Below are 20,992 nucleotides of genomic sequence, written 5' to 3' on the forward strand. Positions count from 1 at the left end.
AGCGGGCGGCCTCGGGTTTCTCCGGGTCGGCCGGGGAGAGATGTCAGTCGGGGATGGTGCACTCGAAGGCGTGGAGATACGCGTTGACCGGGCGGATCTCGCCGATGACCAGACCCGCGTCCGTCAGTCGCTCGACCATGCTCTGCCGGGTGTGCTTCGCGCCGCCGACATTGAGGAGCAGCAGCAGGTCCATGGCCGTCGTGAACCTCATCGACGGGGTGTCGTCCACGAGGTTCTCGATGACGATGACTCTGGCACCGCCACCGGGCCGCGCCGCCTTCCGGACGTTCGCCAGCGCCCTACGGGTGCTGTCGTCGTCCCACTCCAGGATGTTCTTGATGATGTACACGTCCGCCTGAACGGGGATGTCCTCGCGGCAGTCTCCGGCCACGATACGGACCCGCGCGGCCAGCGCGCCTCCGTCTCGCAGGCGCGGATCGGCGTTGTCCACCACCCCCGGCAGGTCGAGCAGTGTGCCGTGCATCCCGGGGTGTTTCTCCAGCAGACTGGCCACGACCTGCCCTTGACCGCCCCCGATGTCCGCCACCGAGGACACCTCTCGCAGATCGAGAAGGTTCGCGATGTCCCGCGCCGACTGCTCGCTGGACGTCGTCATGGCCCGGTTGAACACGTACGCGGACTCGGGGGCCTCTTCGTTGAGATACGCGAAGAACTCCCTCTCGTACACATCCTCGAAGACGTTGCGGCCGGAGCGCACCGCCTCGTCGAGCTTCGGCCACACGTTCCACGTCCACGGCTCGGTGCACCAGAGTGCGATGTACCGCAGGCTGTGCGGATCGTCCTCGCGCAGGAGCCGGGACATCTCCGTATGCGCGAAGGTGCCGTCGGGGTGCTCCGTGAAGACCCCCTGGCAGGACAGTGCGCGCAACAGCCGCCGCAGTGTCCGCGGCTGGGACTTCACCGCCGCCGCCAGGTCCTCCACGGTCATGGGTGTGTCTTCCAGGGCGTCCGGCACACCCAGGCGGGCGGCCGCGCGTACGGCGGCGGCACATGCCGCCCCGAAAACGAGCTCCCGCAGCCGCATGGGCGGCGGGGGAGCCGGATCAACGGTCGTCATCCATTGCCTCGCTTCTGCTGTCGTGCTGGATGTGGGGGGGCGCGGACCGGTCAGCACATCCCGGCGGGCTCGGAGACCGCGCACGTGTTGTCGTGGAATGTGTTGCCCTCGCCGGTGTCCCGGTTGGCCAGATCGGCCGGGCTGTTGCGCAGCACCACGTTGTCGCGGATCTCATTGCGCTGGTTGAGGGCACCTACGAAGCTCTTGAACAGCACGATGCCGCCCGACAGAGGGGATGTGCCCACGTTGTCCTCGACCCGGTTCTCCGCCACCAGCATGTCCTCGGTGCCGGTGAGGACAATCCCCGAGCCCTGCAGGAAGGGCAGACGGGCGGTCTTGGGACAGTTCTTGTTGTTGTCGTGGACGTAGTTCCGGCGCACGCTCAGCGCTCCGGTGCGCGGCTTGTTCTCGTCACCCACGACGAACACCGCGGTGCAGTTGCCGGTTGCTTCGTTGTGATCGACGGTCAGGTTTCGCATACGCCTTACCGTGACGCCGACCCGGTTGCCGAGCAGACGGTTGTGACTGACCACCGTCCCCTCCGCGTCCCGGGCCCCCTCCTCGGTGTCGACCGTGTTGGACAGGATCAGGCCGGCGTCGCCGTTGTCCTCGGCGACGTTGTGGCGGAACACCCCGCGGACGGATCTCTCCTGGGCGAAGCCCCACTGACCGTTCTTCTCGGAGGTCACTCCCTGGACCGTCAGCCGATCGGTCCCCGACGCCCACAGGCCGTTCTTGGCGAAGCCTCTGAGAGTCAGTGAGCGTACGGTGACGCGTGCGACGGGATTGCTGTCCGTCCCGGTCACGCAGATGCCGTTGCCGGCCTTGGCGCACGTTCCGTCGGCGGAGGCCACGCCAGGCACGATGACGGTGGATTGGCCGCCAGAGCCCTGCAGGGTCAGGTCCGACACAGTGATGCGGACGCTCTCGTGGTAGGTGCCGGGGGAGAGGACAATGATGTCCCCCGGTTTCGCAGAGTTCACAGCGTTCTGGATTGATTCGCCGGGTTTTACCCGGTGCACCGTCAGGTTGGCGGCCGACGGGGCGGCACCTAGCCCCGACGCCACGACAGCCGCGGTGCATGCGAGGTAAGCCATCTGTCGTTTGGTCATATGCCGAAGCTATGAGCGGGTGTTCCGGCTCGCCACCGCTGATCACCCAGGTGGGCAGCCCTCGTCGCCTCTCGGCGCGCAGGAGTGTCAATCGGTGAAGTCGCAGACCCGGGGAAATCGAGACGATGTGGCAGCGCGCGTCCGACGCGGGTGCCCGGCCGGCATGGACCGCCGACCGAGCCAGGGTCCGGTGCTCGGGCACGAAGACGTCGGAGAGGAGCAGGGTGTCGCTGCCGGTCCCGCGCATCCCCACGGTGAACCAGCCGTCCGCGATGGAGAAGTCGGCGTGCACCCCGCTGATGTACTTCCACTCACCGCCAGCCGCCAGCCGCCGGCCACGGGGCTCCATCTCGCCGGACGGCATGAGCGCGCCGGCCCGGCGTCACAAGGGAGCATCACAAGGGGGGCGCCCAGATGGCTCCGGGCGCCCCCCTTCGTCGTACGACTTCTTCTAGATCCGCACCTCGACCGTGCGCGCCAGCCGGTCGTGGAGGCCCCGCCCGTCGCGGTCCCAGATGAGGGCGGGGACGGCGATGCAGAGGAGGGTCGTGCGCAGCAGGGCGCGCAGGGGGTTCACCCGGCCGGTGTCCAGGGCGACGACCCGGAGGCCGAAGAGGCGCTTACCCGGGGTGAAGCCGACGGTGCCGACGGTGAGGGCGCCCAGGACGAAGAAGACGAGCAGGGCCCAGTTGCCGGTCGCCTGGTCGTAGCCGTCAGTGATCAGCCCGTATGCGATCAACAGGCACAGGGCCCAGTCGACGGCGAGGGCGCCGAGGCGGCGGCCGGGGCGGGCGATCGAGCCGGGCCCCTCCTCGGGCAGACCGAGCTGCTCACCGCGGTAGCCGAAGTCGGCACCGGCCTCTTCGGCGGCCGCGCGCGGGCCGGAAAGCCACGATCCGATTGCTTGCCTGTTGTCCACCCGTCCACGGTACTGCGCCCTCATATGCCCGGGGGACGGCGGGGTGCGACAGGGCTAGGGTGGAGACCGGCCCGGTTAACTTGCACGAAACAAATGGGTCATGCCAGAGAAATCACGCGTCCCTATGGTCGTGGTCAACGTGTGCCACCGCACTGGCCGCACGAACGAACTACCACCCCGGCACGGACGGCCGGGAGTAGGAGGAGCTGGATGTTCCAGAACGCCGACGAGGCCAAGAAGTTCATCGCGGACGAGGACGTCAAGTTCGTCGATGTCCGCTTCTGCGACCTGCCGGGTGTGATGCAGCACTTCACGCTGCCGGCGACGGCCTTCGACCCGGACGAGGAACTCGCCTTCGACGGCTCCTCGATCCGCGGCTTCCAGGCCATCCACGAGTCCGACATGGCGCTGCGCGCCGACCTGTCGACCGCGCGCGTGGACCCCTTCCGCCGCGACAAGACGGTCAACATCAACTTCTTCATCCACGACCCGATCACGGGCGAGCAGTACTCCCGTGACCCGCGCAACGTGGCGAAGAAGGCCGAGGCCTACCTCGCCTCCACCGGTATCGCCGACACCGCGTACTTCGGCCCCGAGGCCGAGTTCTACGTGTTCGACAGCGTGCGCTTCGACACCAAGTCGAACGAGGCCTTCTACCACATCGACTCCGAGGCGGGCGCCTGGAACACCGGTGCGCTGGAGGACAACCGCGGTTACAAGGTCCGCTACAAGGGTGGCTACTTCCCGACCCCGCCGGTCGACCACTTCGCCGACCTGCGTGCCGAGATCTCCCTGGAGCTGGCCGCGTCCGGCCTCCAGGTCGAGCGTCAGCACCACGAGGTGGGCACCGCCGGCCAGGCCGAGATCAACTACAAGTTCAACACGCTGCTCGCCGCGGCCGACGACCTCCAGCTCTTCAAGTACATCGTGAAGAACGTCGCCTGGCGCAACGGCAAGACCGCGACCTTCATGCCGAAGCCGATCTTCGGTGACAACGGCTCGGGCATGCACGTCCACCAGTCGCTGTGGCAGGGCGGCTCCCCGCTCTTCTACGACGAGGCCGGCTACGCGGGTCTGTCGGACACCGCCCGCTACTACATCGGCGGCATCCTCAAGCACGCCCCGTCGCTGCTCGCCTTCACCAACCCGACGGTGAACTCCTACCACCGCCTGGTCCCGGGCTTCGAGGCGCCGGTCAACCTGGTGTACTCGCAGCGCAACCGCTCCGCCGCGATGCGTATCCCGATCACGGGCTCCAACCCGAAGGCCAAGCGCGTCGAGTTCCGCGCGCCCGACTCCTCCGGCAACCCGTACCTGGCGTTCTCCGCCCTGCTGCTCGCGGGCCTGGACGGCATCAAGAACAAGATCGAGCCGGCCGAGCCGATCGACAAGGACCTCTACGAGCTGGCCCCCGAGGAGCATGCGGGCGTCGCCCAGGTCCCGACCTCCCTCCCGGCCGTCCTCGACCGCCTCGAGTCCGACCACGAGTTCCTGCTCGCGGGCGACGTCTTCACGTCCGACCTGATCGAGACGTGGATCGACTACAAGCGCACCAACGAGATCGCCCCGCTCCAGCTGCGTCCGCACCCGCACGAGTTTGAGCTGTACTACGACGTGTGATCGACCCGTAGGCCCGTAGGCCCGTAGGCCCTTCGACGGCGCCCCCGTTCCTGTTTCTCAGGGCGGGGGCGCCGTCGTATGGTGTCGGGCACGACTGTTCGAGAGTGCTGACGGGGGTTACGGGGATGTCCGAACGGGACGACGAGGAGCGGGAGTTCGACATCAGGTGGGCGGACGGGGCCGAACACAAGGAGCCCTCGGCCCGGGCCCGGATGCTCTCCGCCCGCTGGAAAGAGAACCCGCCCGAGCCTCAGCCGTTCCGCGCCGACCCCGAACCGAGCGCACCGCGTCGGTCGTCGTGGATATCGACGGTCGTCGTGCTCGGGAGCGTCGCCGCGATCATCGTGCTCCTTGGGTACGCGAACTTCCGGGCGCCCTTTTAGCAGCCCTGGATTCACAGGGACCTTTTGCTGCTCCTAGGGCCGATCGGGACCGCTTCATGGGCGGCGGCGGGTGCACACTGGGCAGTGGGACGAGTGCCTGACTGCGGGGTGATGCAGATGCAGAGCCGATTCCGGAGTGACCGGCGCCTGACCGTGCGGATGACGGTCACACTTTTTCTGCTCGGATTGCTGTACGTGGCCTTTGTCGCCGCGCTGATCGTGCTGCTGAAGTCCTGGGTGCTGGTCGTGGTGGTCGCGGCGGCGTTCCTGGGTGCGCAGTACTGGTTCTCCGACCGGGTCGCGCTGTTCGCGATGCGCGGGCGGGTCGTGGAGCGGGAGGAGTATCCGGGGCTGCACGGGGTGATCGACCGGCTGTGTGCCGTGGCGGACATGCCCAAGCCCGTGGTCGCCGTGTCCGATATGGACATGCCGAACGCCTTCGCGACCGGGCGGAACGCCGATCACGCCGTCGTCTGCGTGACCACCGGGCTGCTACGACGCCTGGAGCCGGCGGAGCTGGAGGGTGTGCTGGCGCACGAGCTGTCCCATGTGGCCCACAAGGACGTCGCCGTGATCACCATCGCGTCGTTCCTCGGGGTGATCGCGGGGCTCGTCGTGCGGTTCGCCTTCTACTCGCAGCTGTTCGGCGGCGGGCGCCGGGACCAGAACACCGCCGTGGTCTTCGCGGCCGTGATGGGTGTCTCGGCGGCTGTCTACGCGATCAGTTTCCTGCTGATCAGGGCGCTGTCCCGGTACCGGGAGCTGGCGGCGGACCGGGCGGCGGCGCTGCTCACCGGGCGGCCCTCGGCGCTGGCGTCCGCGCTGACCAAGGTGTCGGGCGACATCGCCAAGATCCCCACCAAGGACCTGCGGACGGCGCAGGCCTTCAACGCCTTCTACTTCACCCCGGCGCTCGGCCGGGAGCCCGGCATCGCCCGGTTCTTCTCGACCCACCCGAGCCTGGACCAGCGGATCGAACAACTGGGGCGGATCTCCGCCGAGTTGGGTGAGGCGGCCAAGCCGGGGAAGGCGGGCTGAGCATGGGGCTGCTGGACATCATCCTCGGCCGTACGAAGCCGGTCGCGCCTGATCTCGACCAGCTGTTCGCGTTGCCGTCGGCGTCGGTGACGCTGGAGGCGGCGGCCGGGTTCAGGCCGACCGGAAGCGGCGCGGTGTGCTTCGCCACGGTCGAGGGCGGCGCCTTCGAGCAGACGCACCGCGAGGTCCAGGCCCTGCTGGACGCGGACGCCGACCGCAGCGGGCCCCCGGTGGAGCTGACCCGGGACGACTACGGCTACTCCTGGCTGGTCTCCAGCCGCTCCCCCGACCAGCTGCCGCAGCTGGTCAACGACCTGCACGCGGTGAACAGTTCGATGGAGGTCAACGGCTTCGGGCCACAACTGCTGTGCTCGCTGGCCGGATTCAAGGACGAGGACGGGCGTTCCCTCGCACTCGTATACCTCTACAAGCGCGGTGCCTTCTACCCGTTCGCGCCGCTGCCCGGCACGGGACAGCGGCGCGACAACGCACTGGAACTGCAGGTGAAGGCGGCCCTGGCCGACGATCTGCGCATCGAGCAGGACCTGAGCCGCTGGTTCCCGCTCTGGGGCGCCCCCGGCCTGTGACCGGGGGCTACCGCCAGAGGTCTCAGTTGCTCTTCTCGTTCTCCTGACGGCGGGACTGGAAGGGGCGCTCGCGGCGGTAGCGGCGCTCCCACTTGGCCTGCATGTCACGGCGATCGCGGTACGAGCGGTAGTCCATGGGCATGGACCCTGAGGACCCCGACCCCGACCCCGACCCGCCGCCCGACGAGGGCGAGGACGAGCTTCGCCCGTACTGCATGTACAGGAAGAGCACGGCGGCGGCTGCGAGCCAGTAGATGTGGTTTCCGAATCCCAGGACGACCAGGACGGCCGCCCCGGATATGACGATGGTGCCCATGACGGGCCTCCGTTGGGCGTGGGTGGTGGCTGAGCGGTGTTCATGTGTCCCCGACGGGGCGCTGGGGGTGGGCGACCGTCCGTCGGTGCGTCTGAGAGTAGCGCCGAGTCAGCAAGGTGATGCCGGTCCTGCTGAAAGCGGTGGTCAGCGGCTCCGCAACGCGTGTCCAGCGTAGGGAATCGGTTACTCGGTGTGCATCTCCTTTAAAAGGTGATCCCCCAAATCGCCTCGTACGGCGGCCAGTTGGGGCTGGTCGCGCAGCTCCCCGCGCCCCTTACAGGGCGCCAACACCCGGACCTTGTATGGCAGTTCCCTCCGTCAGACACCGGGCGCCGCCGTCACCACCCCCGCCGCGACCGCGGCGCCGAGAACGGCGTGGTCGGCGGCGGTCTGGTCGGCGTAGTGGACCGCGAAATCGGCGACGGCCTGGTCGAAGGTGTCGGAGCTGCCCAGGTAGGCGGCGATCGCGACGCGGTCGCCCGAGCGGGCGTGGGCGCGGGCCAGCGCGGTCCCGCACAGCCGGGCGTAGCTCAGCAGCTCGTCCGGGCTCATGCCGGCGACGTCGGCGGAGCCCTTCATGTCGCGCAGCTGGCGCCAGTAGAAGGCGCGCCCCTGCGGCCCGGTCATCCACCCGAGGAAGATGTCGCTGGCGGTCTGGAGCAGACGCTGACCTGCGACGACACGGTGCCCCGGATGGTCGTAGGGCCCGCTGGGGAGATGTTCTTCCAGTACGGACTTCCGCGCCTCCTTGATCTGCAGGAACAGCGGGTCGTCCGCGTCGCGCCCGGCGAGCAGCACGATGAAGCAGCGGCTGCCGACGCTGCCGACGCCGACGACCTTGCGGGCGGCGTCGACGAAGCGGTAGCGGTCCAGGAGCAGGCGGCGTTCGTCGGAGAGGGTGGAGCGGTAGTCGCTGAAGATCTTGCGCAGGGCGGCCATGTCGGAGATGCCGGCGGGTTCGAGGAGCGGCGGGTCCTGGATGAGGCGGCGCCGGCCGTCGACGACCTCCGTCAGTTTGCCGACGGCCTGGAGGCTGGTGCGGCGGCGGGCGCGGGTGAGGCTGGACTCGACACGGCGCCGGCGGCGGGCCGAGCGGACAAGCGGCAGCAGGCTGTCGGCGTCGATCCGCTCGTACCAGACGGCGAGCTCGCCGAGCCTGGCCAGTCGGCGGACGGCCGCGCGATAGGCGGCGGCCGCTTCGACTGCGGCCAGCCGCTCCTTGGCGGCACTGTGACCGTTCTCGCGGGCGGCCACGGCGACACTCGCGGCGAGCCGTTTGACGTCCCACTCGAAGGGTCCGGGGAACGTCTCGTCGAAGTCGTTGAGATCGAAGAGGAGCGCGCGTTCCGGGGAGGCGTACAGCCCGAAGTTGAGGAGATGGGCGTCGCCGCAGAGCTGGACGGTGAGCGCTGTGTGCGGCGCGGAGGCCAGGTCGGCGGCCATCACGGCGGCGGCCCCGCGCAGGAAGGCGAAGGGGGAGGCGGCCATCCGCCCGTACCGGATCGGCAACAGCTCGGGCAGCCGGTCCCGGCCCTGGCGCTCCAGTACGGCCACGGGGTCGGCCCGGTCCACGGGCGGGATCCACGCGGCGTGCGCGGAACGGGAGACACGTTTGCGGGCGGCCCTGCCGCGCTCGCCCCGGTCGGCGGGGGTGGTCATCTGCCGCGCCTCTGCATGCCGCCTCCGGTCGTCCGCACCTCCTGTGTTTGTTCGCATTGAAGAGCGGATGCGGGGTGGTGCGCATGCCGGGGACGGCAACCGGGTGAGGGCGGGGTCCGGTGGGCGGTCGGGGGCCGGGTGAAGGGCGGGTGGGGGTGGTGCGCACGCCGGGCACGGCATCGCGGTGAGGGCGCAGTCCGGTGGGCGGTCGGAGGCCGGGTGAAGGACGGGCAGGGGCAGCGCGCACGCCGGGTACGGCATCGCGGTGAGGGCGGGGTCCGGTGGGCGGTCGCGTCCGATTGTCAGTGGCGTCCGCAAGGATGCACTCACGGATGTGACGGGTGGAGGCCGGCATGGGTGTGGCTGACGGGGAGCGGTTCATCGGGGTGGCGGAGCGGCGGGCGCGGCTCGCGCTGCGGCACCGGCTGGCCGGGGAGGCGCGGGCGGGGAGTCCGGAGGAGGTGGCCGACTCCCTGGTCGCCCTGCACGGCAGCGACCCCACGACGGTGTACCTGGCGCTGGGCGCACGGCTCAGGGAACCGGCGAAGACGGTGCCGGAGACCGAGCGGGCGCTGTACGAGGACAGAACCCTGGTCCGTATGCACGGCATGCGGCACACGGTCTTCGCTTTCCCGGCCGGCCTCACCGCGGTCGTCCACGCGTCGACGGGCCTCACCGTCGCCGCGCGCGAGCGGGCCTCGCTGCTCAAGGACATGGCGAAGGCGGGCGCGCCGGACGCGGCCTGGCTGAAGGAGGTCGAGGAGTCGGCACTGGCCGCGCTGGCCCGGCGCGGGCAGGCGACGGCGACGGAACTCGCCGAGGACGAGCCGAGGTTGCGGCAACAGTTCGTGTACGCGGCCGGGAAGAGCTACGAGGGGATCCACACCGTCTCGACGCGGCTGCTGAAGGTACTTGGCGTGGAGGGAAAGGTGGTCCGGGGCCGACCGCTCGGCTCGTGGACCTCCACGCAGTTCCGGTGGGCGGTGGCACCCGAACATCCCGAACTGGACGCGGCCGAGGCCCAGGCGGACCTGCTGCGCCGCTGGCTCACCACATGCGGGCCGGCCACCGAGGCCGACCTGAAGTGGTGGACCGGCTGGCGGGTGACGGACGTCCGCCGGGCGCTGTCCGCCATCGGGGCGCGGGCTGTGTCCCTGGACGAGGGCACGGGGTACGTCGTCGCCGACGACGTCGACCCGGTGGCGGGGCCCGCCGAGCCATGGGCCGCGCTGTTGCCCGGCCTGGATCCGACGGCGATGGGCTGGCAGCAACGGGACTGGTACCTGCCCCCGAAACTGCGCCCCCCGCTGTTCGACTACAGCGGCAACATCGGGCCGACCGTGTGGTGGAACGGCCGAGTGGTGGGCGGCTGGGCCCAGCGGGCGGACGGCGAGGTGGTGTGGCGCATCCTCGACACGGACGGGGTGGGCCGGGAGGCGGAGACGGCGATCGGGGTGGAGGCGGAGCGGTTGCGGGGGTGGCTGGGCGCGACACGGGTGACGCCACGGTTTCGGACGCCGGTGGAGAAGGAGTTGGTGCGGTGAGGTAGGGGTGCGCCTCTCGACGCCGGTCAGGGCATTTCAGCCCGTCCGGCGTTTGAGGACAAGGCCCGTTCAGGGCCGAAGCGGGGGTCTGGGGGCGCCGCCCCCAGTGACGCGAGCACCAGCGCCGGGCGCCCAAAAAACGAAGGGCACCCGGCGCCACAGCTAGCGCGCGTACCGCATCAGCGCCCGCACCATGTGGCACGTCGTGTCCGACGGCGGATGGACGCCGATAAGTTCCGCGGTACTCCGAATCGTCTCGTTGCGCGCCTGGTTCGGCATGTAGACGCCCGAGTCGAGCAGGGCGATCGCCAACCGCATGGCCTTGAGGCGACGGTTGTGCGTGACGTACCACTCGCGCGGACGCCCCGGCGGCAGCGGCCGCTTCTCCACGGGCGTGTACGGCAGGTCGAGCAGGACGGGCCGATTGGCGGTCGACTGGGTGGGCAACGGCTTGAATGCGGCAGCGGGCACAGGCATCCTCCTGTCGCGGTCAGGGCGCCGTCCGGACCCCCCGGCGACACCCTCGAACACTGCTTCTAGTTTAGCGCCCACCACTGACAAAAGCCCCTGGCCACAAGGGCTTTCGGGGTCACTGGGACGCACGTGGAAAACGAGTTTTCGGGGCCGTGGAGCTACCGTGGGCGGCATGGAGATCTGGATCAACCCGGCCTGCTCGAAGTGCCGCAGCGCCCTCACCCTGCTCGACGCGGAGGGCGCCGACTACACCGTCCGCCGCTATTTGGAGGACGTACCGAGCGAGGACGAGATCAGGGACGTACTCGACCGTCTCGGCCTGGAACCGTGGGACATCACCCGCACCCAGGAAGCCGCCGCCAAGGAGCTGGGCCTCAAGGAGTGGGCGCGGGACGACACTTCGCGCGCCCGGTGGGTCAAGGCGCTGGCCGAGCACCCGAAGCTGATCCAGCGCCCGATCATCACGGCGGACGACGGCACGGCGATCGTGGCCCGCACCGACGAGGCCGTGCGGGATGCCCTGTCCCGTTAGTCAACGGTTTGTCGCCGGACGGGAGTTCGAGCCGTCCACGCTGTTACCCTCCGCGGCCATGAGCTTCGGTGATCAAGGAATGCAGTACGGGCCGCCCGACCCCTACGGGACACCCGACCCGTACGCCCAGTGGGCGGCCGAGCAGGAGCGGATACGCAGGAGGCGACTCACGGGGCTCACAGTCGGCGGCGCGCTGGGGATCGTGCTCGTCGCGGCCATCGCCGTGGGCGTGGTGATGGCGGTGGGCGACGCCGGCGACTCGGAGGCCGCCCCGACGACGCCCTCCACCTCCGCCTCCACCCCCGTCACCCCGCTCTCCGCCGTACGCCCCGAGCAGGTGTTCCCGGCGAGCGAGAAGACGGTCCACCTCAAGGACGGCAAGGGCACCTCCACGTACGAGCGCGTCGACGTGGCCACCACCACCGACTGCGCCCGCGGCATGTCCCCGGAGCTCGCCTCGTTGGCCGAACAGGGCGAGGGATGCGCCCGGTTGACGTCGGCCCTGTTCACGGATGCCGAGCGGCGCTCGCAGGTGACGGTGACCGTGGTGAGTTTCCGGCGGGCCGAGGACGCGTGGCTGGCGTTCGGGATGGCGTCCACTGATCCGGTGACGTATCAGGTGGTCTCGCTCGATCCGCCGCCGCGCGCGGGGCTGCCGACGGTGCCGCCCGGTTCGGCGGGCGTGTTCCGGCGGCTCGCGACCGTGCGGTCGGTGGTGTTCGCCAACGGGCAGTGGGGCGACGGCTCCGAGACCGGCGAGGCGGAGCTCACCGAGGAGACCGAGAGCCTGCTTCAGTACTTCAACGACAGGGTCGTGAAGCACGAGGACACCGGCGTGTGACGTACGTTACTTCGGTGACTCCTGTAACCGCTGAGTAACGTTGTTCGGCATCTCGTACCTAGCTGCGTACGCTCCCCCGACCTCACAGGAGCCGCGCATGTCGCGTAGGAGAACTCTCAGCACGCGGAAGAAGGTGGCGCTGCTGGTCAGCGCCGCGGCGGTGGCGGGAGGCGGTGCCTTCGTCATGGCGAGCACCTCGAACGCCGCACAGTCCGCCGCGGATTCGACCGTATGCCAGGGACTCGCCACCGCCCTCGGCAACAACCAGAAGTTCATCGCCGACCAACGGGCCGCCCCCGACGCCCAGTCCGCGGCGCGGATCGCGAACCGCGAGGCGGTCATCGCACAGATCAAGGTCCAGCAGCAGGCGTCGGGGTGCGTGGTTGGGGAGTCGGCTCAGGGCTCCCAGACCACGACTCCGGCGAAGACCACACCTCCGGCCCAGGCGGCCAAGCCGACCCAGACCGCTTCGGCGGGCGGCGGTGCCGCGACCTCCGCCCGGCAGGTCTGCAACGGCTCGACGATCACCCTGTCCGGCGAGGGCGGTGCCCCTGCCGCGTCCAGCAACCAGTTCCCGGCCGGAACGACGCTGAAGGTCACCAACCTGGACAACAACAAGTCCATCACGGTGAAGGTCACTTCGGTCTCCGGCAGCTGCGCTCTGCTCAACAACGCGGCCTTCGAACAGGTCCGCGAGCCCGGCAAGTTCCTGATCCGCCGGGCGCTGATCGAGAAGGTGGGGTGATGCTCAAGCGGCCAGGAAATCGCTGAGGCGGCGGTTTCGCCACCTCGTACGTGTCATGAGTCCTGCTGTTCTCGGCCAAGAGCAGCAGGACCGGCACGTCCAGGGCACGCGAGCGCGCACAGGAGGTACGCCGTCTTGATCCGGTGAAGCACGGGCCGGGTCGAGGAGGAACAGACGGCGTACCCGTGCGGGCGTGGGCAGGGCGCGACTGAAGCCGCTCGTACCCCTCCCCCGCCTCCTCAACCCCATCGCATACGAGCTGTGGGACGGGCCCTCCGAGAGTGGCCCTCTCCCTCGCGCGCGCCGCTTCACAGCGTGAATTCGGACACAAGACCAGCAGGTAACACGGGGTTCACATTCGAGCAATGATCGGGAAATCGCCTGTTGACAGGCTCGCGGGCAACAAGAGCGGCGCCTCAGTGCCGCAGCGCCGCAGCACCCGCAAGTGCGCCTAGACCCACCCCCGAAGGATGTGGCCCGTGACCTTCAAGGCTGAGTACATCTGGATCGACGGCACCCAGCCGACGGCCAAGCTCCGTTCCAAGACGAAGATTATGGCCGACGACGCCAAGGGCGCCGAGCTGCCGATCTGGGGCTTCGACGGGTCCTCCACGAACCAGGCCGAGGGGCACTCCTCGGACCGCGTGCTCAAGCCGGTCTTCTCCTGCCCGGACCCGATCCGCGGTGGCGACGACATCCTCGTCCTGTGCGAGGTCCTCGAGATCGACATGACGCCGCACGAGTCCAACACCCGTGCCGCGCTGACCGAGGTCGCCGCGAAGTTCGCCGCGCAGGAGCCGATCTTCGGCATCGAGCAGGAGTACACCTTCTTCGACGGCTCCCGTCCGCTCGGCTTCCCCGAGGGCGGCTTCCCGGCCCCCCAGGGCGGCTACTACTGCGGTGTCGGCGCCGACGAGATCTTCGGTCGCGAGATCGTCGAGGCCCACCTGGAGAACTGCCTCAAGGCCGGTCTCGCCATCTCCGGCATCAACGCCGAGGTCATGCCCGGCCAGTGGGAGTTCCAGGTCGGCCCGGTCTCCCCGCTGGAGGTCTCCGACCACCTGTGGGTCGCCCGCTGGCTGCTCTACCGCACCGCCGAGGACTTCGGTGTCTCCGCGACGCTGGACCCGAAGCCGGTGAAGGGCGACTGGAACGGCGCCGGTGCGCACACCAACTTCTCCACGAAGGCGATGCGCGAGGGCTACGACGCGATCATCACCGCGTGCGAGTCGCTCGGTGAGGGCTCCAAGCCGCTCGACCACGTCAAGCACTACGGCGCCGGCATCGACGACCGTCTGACCGGTCTGCACGAGACCGCCCCGTGGAACGAGTACTCGTACGGCGTCTCCAACCGTGGCGCCTCGGTCCGTATCCCGTGGCAGGTCGAGAAGGACGGCAAGGGTTACATCGAGGACCGCCGTCCGAACGCCAACGTCGACCCGTACCTGGTGACCCGCCTGATCGTGGACACCTGCTGCTCCGCCCTGGAGAAGGCCGGCCAGGTCTGATCCGGCCCACTGCCTGACCGAGAGGGCGTCCACCGTCGTGGTGGGCGCCCTCTTCGCGTTCATCGACTTCCCGTTCCTCGACTTCGCGTCAAGGAATCGTCCAAGCAGTGAGAGGAGGCTCCCTGTCCTGCCCCTTCGTCTGCTTCAATGGACCACATGGCCAGCTTCCAGAAGGACACCGCGACGGGTCGCCATGACCTGGAGCCCTTCTGGCCTTCCCGCCAGCACCACGACTTCGACCGGGTGTGTTGTCGCGCGATGAACGCGCCGGCCCTCTAAAGCCGTACACCTCGGCCTTCGGCCAGCGCACGACGTACGTCCCCCGACGAACCTCTCGCGCGAAAGAGCTGACCTCTCATGGCGACCACTCGTTCACTCTCCACCGCCCCTGCCTCCTCCGCCGCCACGTCCTCGAACGGTTCGCGGCACCGACTGCGCGCCGTCGACCGGGACGAGGTGGTCGACGTCTCGGAGTTCCTGCCGCCGGGCGCCACCTGGCTGCCCGCTCCCCAGCACACCCTGCCCACGCTCCCCGGCCAGCCGCCGATGATCGGCTACCTGGTGCTCGTACCGGCCGACCATCAGCCGTCGTTCCTCCCGGTGGCGGTGCCGGACCAGCCGGAGCCGGACAGCGGCGCGGACGATCCGCTCGTCCGCGTCGACACCGTGGAGCGCACCGCCGCGGTGGACGGGCGGGAACTCGACCTCACCTACCTGGAGTTCGAGCTGCTGGCCCACCTGGTCGCGTACCCCAACCGGGTGCACACGCGTGACCAGTTGGTCACCACCGTGTGGGGCTACGGGCACGTGGGCGACGGCCGTACCGTCGACGTCCACATCGCCCGGCTGCGCCGCAAGCTGGGCACCCAGTACCGGCAGACGATCCAGACGGTCCGGCGCGTCGGGTACAAGTACGCGCCGCCGACGGGACGTTGACGGTCCCCTCGGCTCGTACGGGGGTGTAGCCGGCACCACCCCCTGAGCGACCGTCCAGACCCCGTGACCCCCGCCTCGCCCTCGGCGGGACTGGCGCCATGACCACAGACACGAAGTGCGGCAGCGGTCTCGCGTGGGCCGGGGAACAGGCCTGGCGGCGGTGCGGGGGCTCGGGCTGGCGCTGGTGACGCTGCCGGGGGCGGCTGCCTGCTTCGTTCTCTCCGTCCTGTCCATCGCACTCATTCCGGTCGGGGTGGGCGTCGTCCCCACACCCTGGGTGCTGACCGGTGTACGGGCGTTCACGGACCGGCGCCGGACCCTGGCGGCCCGTTGGTGCGGGGTGCGGATCCCGTCGGCGTACCGGCCGGTCCCCAAGGGCGCCAGTCCGTGGACGCGCACGGTCGGCATGCTGCGCGACCCGGCGACCTGGCGGGATCTGCGCTGGCTGCCGGTCGACATGACGGCGGGGTTCGTCACCGCGCTATTCCCGGCCGTGCTGGTCTTCAAGCCCCTGGAGGGGTTCGCCCTGGTGCTCACGCGCCAGACGGGTGACGGACGGCCGCCCGGGCGGCACACGCCGCGTGAGGTCGAGGTGCTGGAGCTGATGGCGCAGGGGCGGTCGAACGCGGCGATCACCGGGCAGCTCGTGGTGACGGAACGGGCGATTGCCAAGCACACCTCCAACATCTTCGCCAAACTGGGCCTGGAGGTCTCGGACGACGACAACCGTCGCGTCCTGGCGGTACTCGCCTATCTGGACCAGGATCGCTGAAACCACGCCGAATCCCCACCCCGCCCGCACACTTGCGGTAGGGGATCAACAACTCCTGGTATTTCCTTGGCAGTTGGGGCGGAATTGTCGTACGAACCTCTCATCAATCTCTGAGACAGCTGAACACCCGTGGGACGACAGCCGTATCTGATGGAGCCGCTTCACTCCTGTCGGGCGCCTCGATAGCCCCCGAAAAAGGAAGTCAGAGGAGTTCCATGGGACGCAACACACGTAAACGCCGCTCGTCGATGGCCACCAAAGCCATAGCCGCGTCGGCGGCCCTAGCGCTCGGTGGGGGCGGGCTGATCTGGGCGAACTTCTACGCTTCGGCGCACGAGTCGAACACGGCTCAGAACCAGACCAAGGCCACGGCCGCCCAGATCGCGACGATCAACTGCCCCGACGTCGGCCAGAAGCTGACGAAGATTCCGAGGAGCGCGCGCCGGGGAGTCGCGAAGGAGGTCGCGCTGCTCGACAGGCAGGTCACGGATGCCTACACGCGTCTCGCGAGTACCCGCCAAGCCCAGGCAGGGGACGCCAGTTACGTCGACAACGCCATCCTCAGCCCGCTGAAGTCCAAGCGGACGGCCACGCTCGACCGGATCGCCATCAACATCAAGCGGGCCGGCGGCAAGTCTCCGCAGGGACTGGACCAGCTCGCCCAGTGCCAGGGCGTACCGGCCGAGCAGCCGGACACGAACGACGGCAACGGTCAGGACCAGAACAACGACGGTCAGGACCAGGACCAGAACAACGACGGCCAGGATCAGGGCCAGGACGACGGTCAGGACCAGGGCCAGGATCAGGGCAACGGCGGTCAGGCCGGCAACGGCCCGGCGGCGGCCGACTTCGTGGACATCACCCAGGTCCAGGCCAACGCGCAGCTGGGCGTCGGCGCGAACGGGCTTCCCGCGAACGGTGACAGCGGTTCCACCGGTACCTTCACCACGGACTGCGGCACCAACGAGAACGAGAACCGCAACTCGGACAACGTGATCGTCGCTCCGGGTGTCAGCAACGGTGCGCAGCACCAGCACGACTACGTCGGCAACCAGGCCAACAACGCTTTCGCGAGCGACCAGGACCTGGCGAACGGCGACACCACCTGCCAGAACCAGGGCGACAGGTCCTCGTACTTCTGGCCGGTGCTGCGTGTGCAGGACGGCCAGAACGACATCGACGCGAACGCGCCCGGTGGTGGCCAGGACGGCAACGTCGGCACGATCCAGCAGGTCAGCGACGTAACGCTGAAGTTCGTCGGTAACAAGACGAGCGATGTCGTCGCGATGCCGCAGGCCCTGCGCATCATCACCGGTGACGCCAAGGCCTTCGTCAACGGCAACGCGAACGCCAACGCCAACTGGAGCTGCACCGGCTTCGAGGACAAGGTCCAGCTGCACGACAAGCTCCCGATCTGCCCCGAGGGCAGCAGCGTGGTGCGGACGACCAACTTCCAGAGCTGCTGGGACGGTCAGAACATCGACAGTGCCAACCACCGCACGCACGTGGCCTTCGTGCAGGCGGACGGCACCTGCGCGAACAACTTCGTGGCCATCCCCCAGCTCCAGGTCCGGATGGTCTACGACGTTCCCGCCCCGCAGATCCAGAACGGGCAGGTCATCAACGCCTACGCGGTGGACTCCTTCCCGGACCAGCTGCACAAGGCGATCACCGACCACAACGACTTCATCAACTTCTTCGACGAGAACACGATGAACCAGGTGGTCAGCTGCATCAACAGCGGCCAGGACTGCCAGTAGTCCTGACCCAGTAGGAAGCCGGCGGTGGGATTTCCCACCGCCGGCTTTCGTTTGCCCCGGTCCTACGTCCTACGCGGTCAGCCCTCGTGGGTGGAGTGGCCGTTCATGTGCTCGGATCCCTCCTCCATGGTCCCGCCGAGCGTGGAGCGCAGCGTCGTGACCGTCTTCTCCGGGCCGACGGCAACCCACTTGCGGCCGACGAGGTAGTAACCGCCGTAGTCCTTCGCCCCGTTGATCCACTCGCGCTGGCCGCGGTCGGTGGCGAAGGTCGCGAGGATGAACTTGTCGGTGGTGTTGCCGGCCTTCTTGCACACCGCCTGGCGGAGTTCGTCGGCGTCGATCTGGATGTTCGGCGTGCACTTCACCTCGGCGGCCAGGTGCTCCAGGCTGCCGGTGGCCGTCTCCGGCACCGCGGCGGTCTTCGTGTCACCACCGGATCCGCAGCCCGCCAGTGCCAGCACCGCGGCCGCGCCGGTCAGCGCGAGCTTCGGTCGGGTCAACCTCATCTGTTCCTCCGGTCCCGTGCGGCGGCATGGAGCAGACGCATGCCGCGAAGAGCCCCGGCGGGGACTCCTCCCCTTCGATACGGGCGGGGCGCCCGGTGCGCTCAATTTTGCCGTCACTGTAGGCACATGCGTGCGAAAGTGACCCCTGTGAACCGAAACTGGGAAGCGCGTGTGGCCGGGGCCTGGGCCGCCTTCGCCCACTACGCCGAAGAGGACGCGGGCGACTTCCGCGCCGTGATCGACGCGCTCGTCGCCGAACTGCCCAAGGACAGCCCGCTCGGCCCGTTCGAGCAGGCCTCCGCCTGGGACTCGACGGGCCACTCGGACAAGGCCGTGCCGCTGTACCGGGAGGCGCTGGAGCTCGGGCTCAGCGAGTACGACAGCTACAAGGGCCGCCGGGCCAAGATCCAGCTGTCCAGCTCGCTGCGGAACATGGGGCTCGCGGAGGAGGGCGTCAAGCTGCTCACGCCCGAACTGGACGCCCCGTCCGACGAGTTGGACGACGCCGTACGCGCGTGCCTGGCGCTGTGCCTGTCCAGCCTCGGCCGGGACCGCGAGGGTCTTTCCCTGGTCCTCGGCGCCCTGGCACCCCATCTGCCGCGCTACCAGCGGTCGATGGCCAACTACGCGCGGCTGCTGGTGGAGCCGGAGGACTGAGTCCCCCGGGTGGCGGTGACCAACCACTGATTCGCTCGTTTTGCTGAACGTGCAGTCACAGGATGTCGCCCCGCGCCCCGCCCCCTCCGCTTCCGCCGGCCCGGTCATCGACGTCGAGCAGGCCGAGGCCGCGCTCGTCGAGCACTATCCGCGGCTCGTCCGGATCGCCTACCTGGTGCTCCCGCCGAGCCTCGGCCGCAACCGGCGCGTCCTGACCGCCCACGCCCTCACCCAGCGCGCGCTGCCCAGAGGACGCAAGACCGCGTCCGTGATCCCGGCACAGTCGACCGGCCGGGACGGCGACCCGGGGTACAACTTCGTGCGCCTCCAGGTCGTGCGTAAAGCGCTGGAGGCGGGCCTGCCGCTGAAGCGCAAGGCGTGGCCCAAGCGGTCCCAACTGCCGCCGCTGCTCCCCCAGGTGTGGGGTCTGCGGCTCTTCCCCCGCTCGGGCGGCGCCGACGAACTCGCCCTGGACCAGCGGCTGTCCGCCCTGTCGGGGCCGGCCCGAGCCGCCTATATGCTGCGCGGTCTGGAGAAGCTCCCGGACCCTGCCGTACTGAAGGTGCTGTCCGCCGCCGGCGTCGAAGCCCCTGACGCGGCGCTGCAGGACGCCGACGGAGTCGAAGCCAAGTACACCCTGCTCGACTCCCCCGAGTTCGACCCCTGTTCGCTGCACGCCCGGCCCACCGACCTGATGCGGCGCCGTCAGCACGCGAAGGCCGCGCTCGCCGCCGGGGCGGCCGTCGCGGTGTGCGGTGCGCTGCTCGCCATGCCCGGCGGCGGATGGGGCCCGGACGGCGCCGCGGCGCCCCGCTACGCGCAGAACCCGGCCGCCGAAGCCGCCCTGGACCCCGGCAAGTTGACCCGGGTCGCCCCGACCGCCTGGCAGAGCTCGGCCCGCACCGACTTCTCCGTCTGGCCCGCGCGCGGCACCCTCACCGGCGACACGGCCCTCCTGCGCCGCGCCCTCGCCGTCTGGGCCCGCCCCGGCGAGACCGTCCAGGTCTCCGCGACCCCCGGCACCTTCTCCGGCGGCCCGGCCGGCCCACCCCAACTCCTCTACGCGGGCGACGTCGGCAACGCGCGCGTGGTGATCCTCTACGACGGTCTGCGCATCGCCCGCTACGCCGAGCCCAAGGGCAGCGCCAAGGGGGCCGCGCTCGACTTCGCGCGGGTCGACGGCGCCGAAGGCTCCGAGGCGAACGCGATCGTCCTGGACCGCGCCGACGGCAACGTCCGCTATCTGACGGCCCCTTGGGTGACGAAGGTCGCGGCGCGGGACCTGATGAAGCCGGGGTCCCAGGCGATGGACCTCGATCTCACCGACGGCATCACCACACCGCTGGCCAGCCCCGCCACGACGACCGGCTCGTGCACCTCCTGGAACGTGCTCCAGCTGACCGACGACTCCGGCACCCGCCTGATGACGGACCTCGCCGAACTGGTCCCCGCCCACCTCACCACCGGCCGGCCCGGCTCCACCCGCGAGGCGTCCGGAGCCGAGGCGCTGCGCACCTGGTCGCCGTACGCCTGCTCGCTCGCCGCCGTGCGCTCACAGGGCGTGCGCTCGGTGAACGCCTGGGAGTACGCCCAGCAGTCACTGCCCGACGCGAGCGGCTCGGCCCAGTGGGTGTGCACGCGGGCCGAGACCTGGCGGGGCGGCGGCACACGCGTACTGGCGCAGTTCCACACGCCGGGCGGGACGTACGGGGCGGTGGCGGCGAAGGCCGAGAACGTGCCGTCGTGCGGCTCCCGCGACCCGCATGTGCTGGCCGGGGTGCTGTGGAAGTCGGCGACGGGTTCCTGGTACCTGCTGGCCGCCGGCAGCAAGGACACGTCCTCGATCAACGCGACCGGCGGGGTCGGCGGATCCGCCCAGGGCAACCTGCTGGCCGTGAAGACCAAGCAGGGGGTACAGGCCGGGCTGAAGGGGACGTTGGAGGACGGTCGGTCGATCAGCGGTCTGCGGTAGGCGCCACTTGTGAACACCCCTGGCCGGACAGGC

The 20,992-nt window shown here is 69.6% G+C and carries 22 protein-coding genes; 15 read left to right on the forward strand and 7 right to left on the reverse strand.

What is annotated here, in order from left to right; translation table 11 throughout:
* Positions 1-43: 43 nt before the first annotated feature.
* The 3 genes from AC5DRG_RS14770 to AC5DRG_RS14780 all read right to left on the reverse strand — a co-directional run bounded on the left by AC5DRG_RS14770 (position 44) and on the right by AC5DRG_RS14780 (position 3,109).
* Positions 44-1,078: a methyltransferase gene (locus tag AC5DRG_RS14770; RefSeq protein WP_491810949.1), complete on the reverse strand. Its 1,035-nt coding sequence runs from the start codon at positions 1,076-1,078 to the stop codon at positions 44-46.
* A 50-nt stretch (positions 1,079-1,128) separates the two neighbouring features.
* Positions 1,129-2,190: a right-handed parallel beta-helix repeat-containing protein gene (locus tag AC5DRG_RS14775; protein WP_491810950.1), complete on the reverse strand. Its 1,062-nt coding sequence runs from the start codon at positions 2,188-2,190 to the stop codon at positions 1,129-1,131.
* A 451-nt stretch (positions 2,191-2,641) separates the two neighbouring features.
* Complete coding sequence (locus AC5DRG_RS14780) at positions 2,642-3,109, reverse strand: RDD family protein (RefSeq protein ID WP_491810951.1); 468 nt, start codon at positions 3,107-3,109, stop codon at positions 2,642-2,644.
* Between the two features lie 210 nt (positions 3,110-3,319).
* On the opposite strand from AC5DRG_RS14780, the gene glnA reads away from it, so the two are divergent.
* The 4 genes from glnA to pspAB all read left to right on the forward strand — a co-directional run bounded on the left by glnA (position 3,320) and on the right by pspAB (position 6,737).
* The gene (gene glnA / locus AC5DRG_RS14785; RefSeq protein ID WP_491810952.1) at positions 3,320-4,729 is read left to right on the forward strand and encodes a type I glutamate--ammonia ligase; all 1,410 of its coding nucleotides are present in this window, start codon (positions 3,320-3,322) and stop codon (positions 4,727-4,729) included.
* 125 nt (positions 4,730-4,854) lie between these two features.
* The gene (locus tag AC5DRG_RS14790) at positions 4,855-5,112 is read left to right on the forward strand and encodes an SCO2583/SCO2584 N-terminal domain-containing protein (protein WP_491810953.1); all 258 of its coding nucleotides are present in this window, start codon (positions 4,855-4,857) and stop codon (positions 5,110-5,112) included.
* 117 nt (positions 5,113-5,229) lie between these two features.
* The gene (htpX, locus tag AC5DRG_RS14795; protein ID WP_491810954.1) at positions 5,230-6,150 is read left to right on the forward strand and encodes a zinc metalloprotease HtpX; all 921 of its coding nucleotides are present in this window, start codon (positions 5,230-5,232) and stop codon (positions 6,148-6,150) included.
* 2 nt (positions 6,151-6,152) lie between these two features.
* Positions 6,153-6,737 carry a PspA-associated protein PspAB gene (gene pspAB, locus AC5DRG_RS14800; protein ID WP_491810955.1) on the forward strand — a complete coding sequence of 195 codons (585 nt, stop codon included), beginning with the start codon at positions 6,153-6,155 and terminating at the stop codon, positions 6,735-6,737.
* A 22-nt stretch (positions 6,738-6,759) separates the two neighbouring features.
* On the opposite strand, the gene AC5DRG_RS14805 is transcribed toward pspAB, so the two are convergent.
* Together AC5DRG_RS14805 and AC5DRG_RS14810 are read right to left on the reverse strand one after the other, a co-directional pair.
* Positions 6,760-7,053, reverse strand: a complete 294-nt coding sequence (locus AC5DRG_RS14805) for a hypothetical protein (protein WP_491810956.1) — start codon at positions 7,051-7,053, stop codon at positions 6,760-6,762.
* A 318-nt stretch (positions 7,054-7,371) separates the two neighbouring features.
* Positions 7,372-8,712 carry a DUF2252 domain-containing protein gene (locus AC5DRG_RS14810; RefSeq protein WP_491810957.1) on the reverse strand — a complete coding sequence of 447 codons (1,341 nt, stop codon included), beginning with the start codon at positions 8,710-8,712 and terminating at the stop codon, positions 7,372-7,374.
* A gap of 353 nt (positions 8,713-9,065) precedes the next feature.
* Between AC5DRG_RS14810 and AC5DRG_RS14815 the strand changes: the two genes are divergently transcribed.
* Positions 9,066-10,256 carry a winged helix DNA-binding domain-containing protein gene (locus AC5DRG_RS14815; RefSeq protein ID WP_491810958.1) on the forward strand — a complete coding sequence of 397 codons (1,191 nt, stop codon included), beginning with the start codon at positions 9,066-9,068 and terminating at the stop codon, positions 10,254-10,256.
* A gap of 162 nt (positions 10,257-10,418) precedes the next feature.
* Here the strand turns inward: AC5DRG_RS14815 and AC5DRG_RS14820 are convergent, their stop codons facing one another.
* A complete protein-coding gene (locus AC5DRG_RS14820; RefSeq protein ID WP_491810959.1) occupies positions 10,419-10,733 on the reverse strand; it encodes a hypothetical protein in 315 nt (104 codons plus the stop codon).
* 169 nt (positions 10,734-10,902) lie between these two features.
* Here AC5DRG_RS14820 and AC5DRG_RS14825 point away from each other — a divergent pair, with 169 nt between their 5' ends.
* The 8 genes from AC5DRG_RS14825 (at position 10,903) to AC5DRG_RS14860 (ending at position 17,824) form a co-directional block, all read left to right on the forward strand.
* Positions 10,903-11,262: an arsenate reductase family protein gene (locus AC5DRG_RS14825; protein WP_491810960.1), complete on the forward strand. Its 360-nt coding sequence runs from the start codon at positions 10,903-10,905 to the stop codon at positions 11,260-11,262.
* Positions 11,263-11,320: 58 nt separating this feature from the next.
* Positions 11,321-12,103: a hypothetical protein gene (locus tag AC5DRG_RS14830; RefSeq protein ID WP_491810961.1), complete on the forward strand. Its 783-nt coding sequence runs from the start codon at positions 11,321-11,323 to the stop codon at positions 12,101-12,103.
* 97 nt (positions 12,104-12,200) lie between these two features.
* Positions 12,201-12,848 carry an RlpA-like double-psi beta-barrel domain-containing protein gene (locus AC5DRG_RS14835; RefSeq protein ID WP_491810962.1) on the forward strand — a complete coding sequence of 216 codons (648 nt, stop codon included), beginning with the start codon at positions 12,201-12,203 and terminating at the stop codon, positions 12,846-12,848.
* Positions 12,849-13,327: 479 nt separating this feature from the next.
* Entirely contained in the window at positions 13,328-14,356 is a 1,029-nt protein-coding gene (gene glnII, locus AC5DRG_RS14840) for a glutamine synthetase (RefSeq protein ID WP_491810963.1), read from the forward strand.
* A 156-nt stretch (positions 14,357-14,512) separates the two neighbouring features.
* Complete coding sequence (locus AC5DRG_RS14845; protein ID WP_401663465.1) at positions 14,513-14,635, forward strand: hypothetical protein; 123 nt, start codon at positions 14,513-14,515, stop codon at positions 14,633-14,635.
* A gap of 78 nt (positions 14,636-14,713) precedes the next feature.
* Entirely contained in the window at positions 14,714-15,292 is a 579-nt protein-coding gene (locus AC5DRG_RS14850; protein WP_491810964.1) for a winged helix-turn-helix domain-containing protein, read from the forward strand.
* Positions 15,293-15,425: 133 nt separating this feature from the next.
* Complete coding sequence (locus tag AC5DRG_RS14855) at positions 15,426-16,064, forward strand: sensor domain-containing protein (RefSeq protein ID WP_491810965.1); 639 nt, start codon at positions 15,426-15,428, stop codon at positions 16,062-16,064.
* A gap of 215 nt (positions 16,065-16,279) precedes the next feature.
* Complete coding sequence (locus AC5DRG_RS14860; RefSeq protein WP_491810966.1) at positions 16,280-17,824, forward strand: DUF1996 domain-containing protein; 1,545 nt, start codon at positions 16,280-16,282, stop codon at positions 17,822-17,824.
* Between the two features lie 77 nt (positions 17,825-17,901).
* Here AC5DRG_RS14860 and AC5DRG_RS14865 read toward each other — a convergent pair whose 3' ends face one another.
* Positions 17,902-18,330: a hypothetical protein gene (locus tag AC5DRG_RS14865; protein ID WP_491810967.1), complete on the reverse strand. Its 429-nt coding sequence runs from the start codon at positions 18,328-18,330 to the stop codon at positions 17,902-17,904.
* A gap of 126 nt (positions 18,331-18,456) precedes the next feature.
* Here AC5DRG_RS14865 and AC5DRG_RS14870 point away from each other — a divergent pair, with 126 nt between their 5' ends.
* Positions 18,457-18,987, forward strand: coding sequence for a tetratricopeptide repeat protein (locus AC5DRG_RS14870; RefSeq protein ID WP_491810968.1), 531 nt, complete (start codon positions 18,457-18,459; stop codon positions 18,985-18,987).
* 49 nt (positions 18,988-19,036) lie between these two features.
* Positions 19,037-20,959, forward strand: a complete 1,923-nt coding sequence (locus AC5DRG_RS14875) for a hypothetical protein (RefSeq protein ID WP_491810969.1) — start codon at positions 19,037-19,039, stop codon at positions 20,957-20,959.
* Positions 20,960-20,992: the final 33 nt, after the last annotated feature.

It is taken from the genome of Streptomyces sp. JLBG701 (assembly GCF_058544905.1).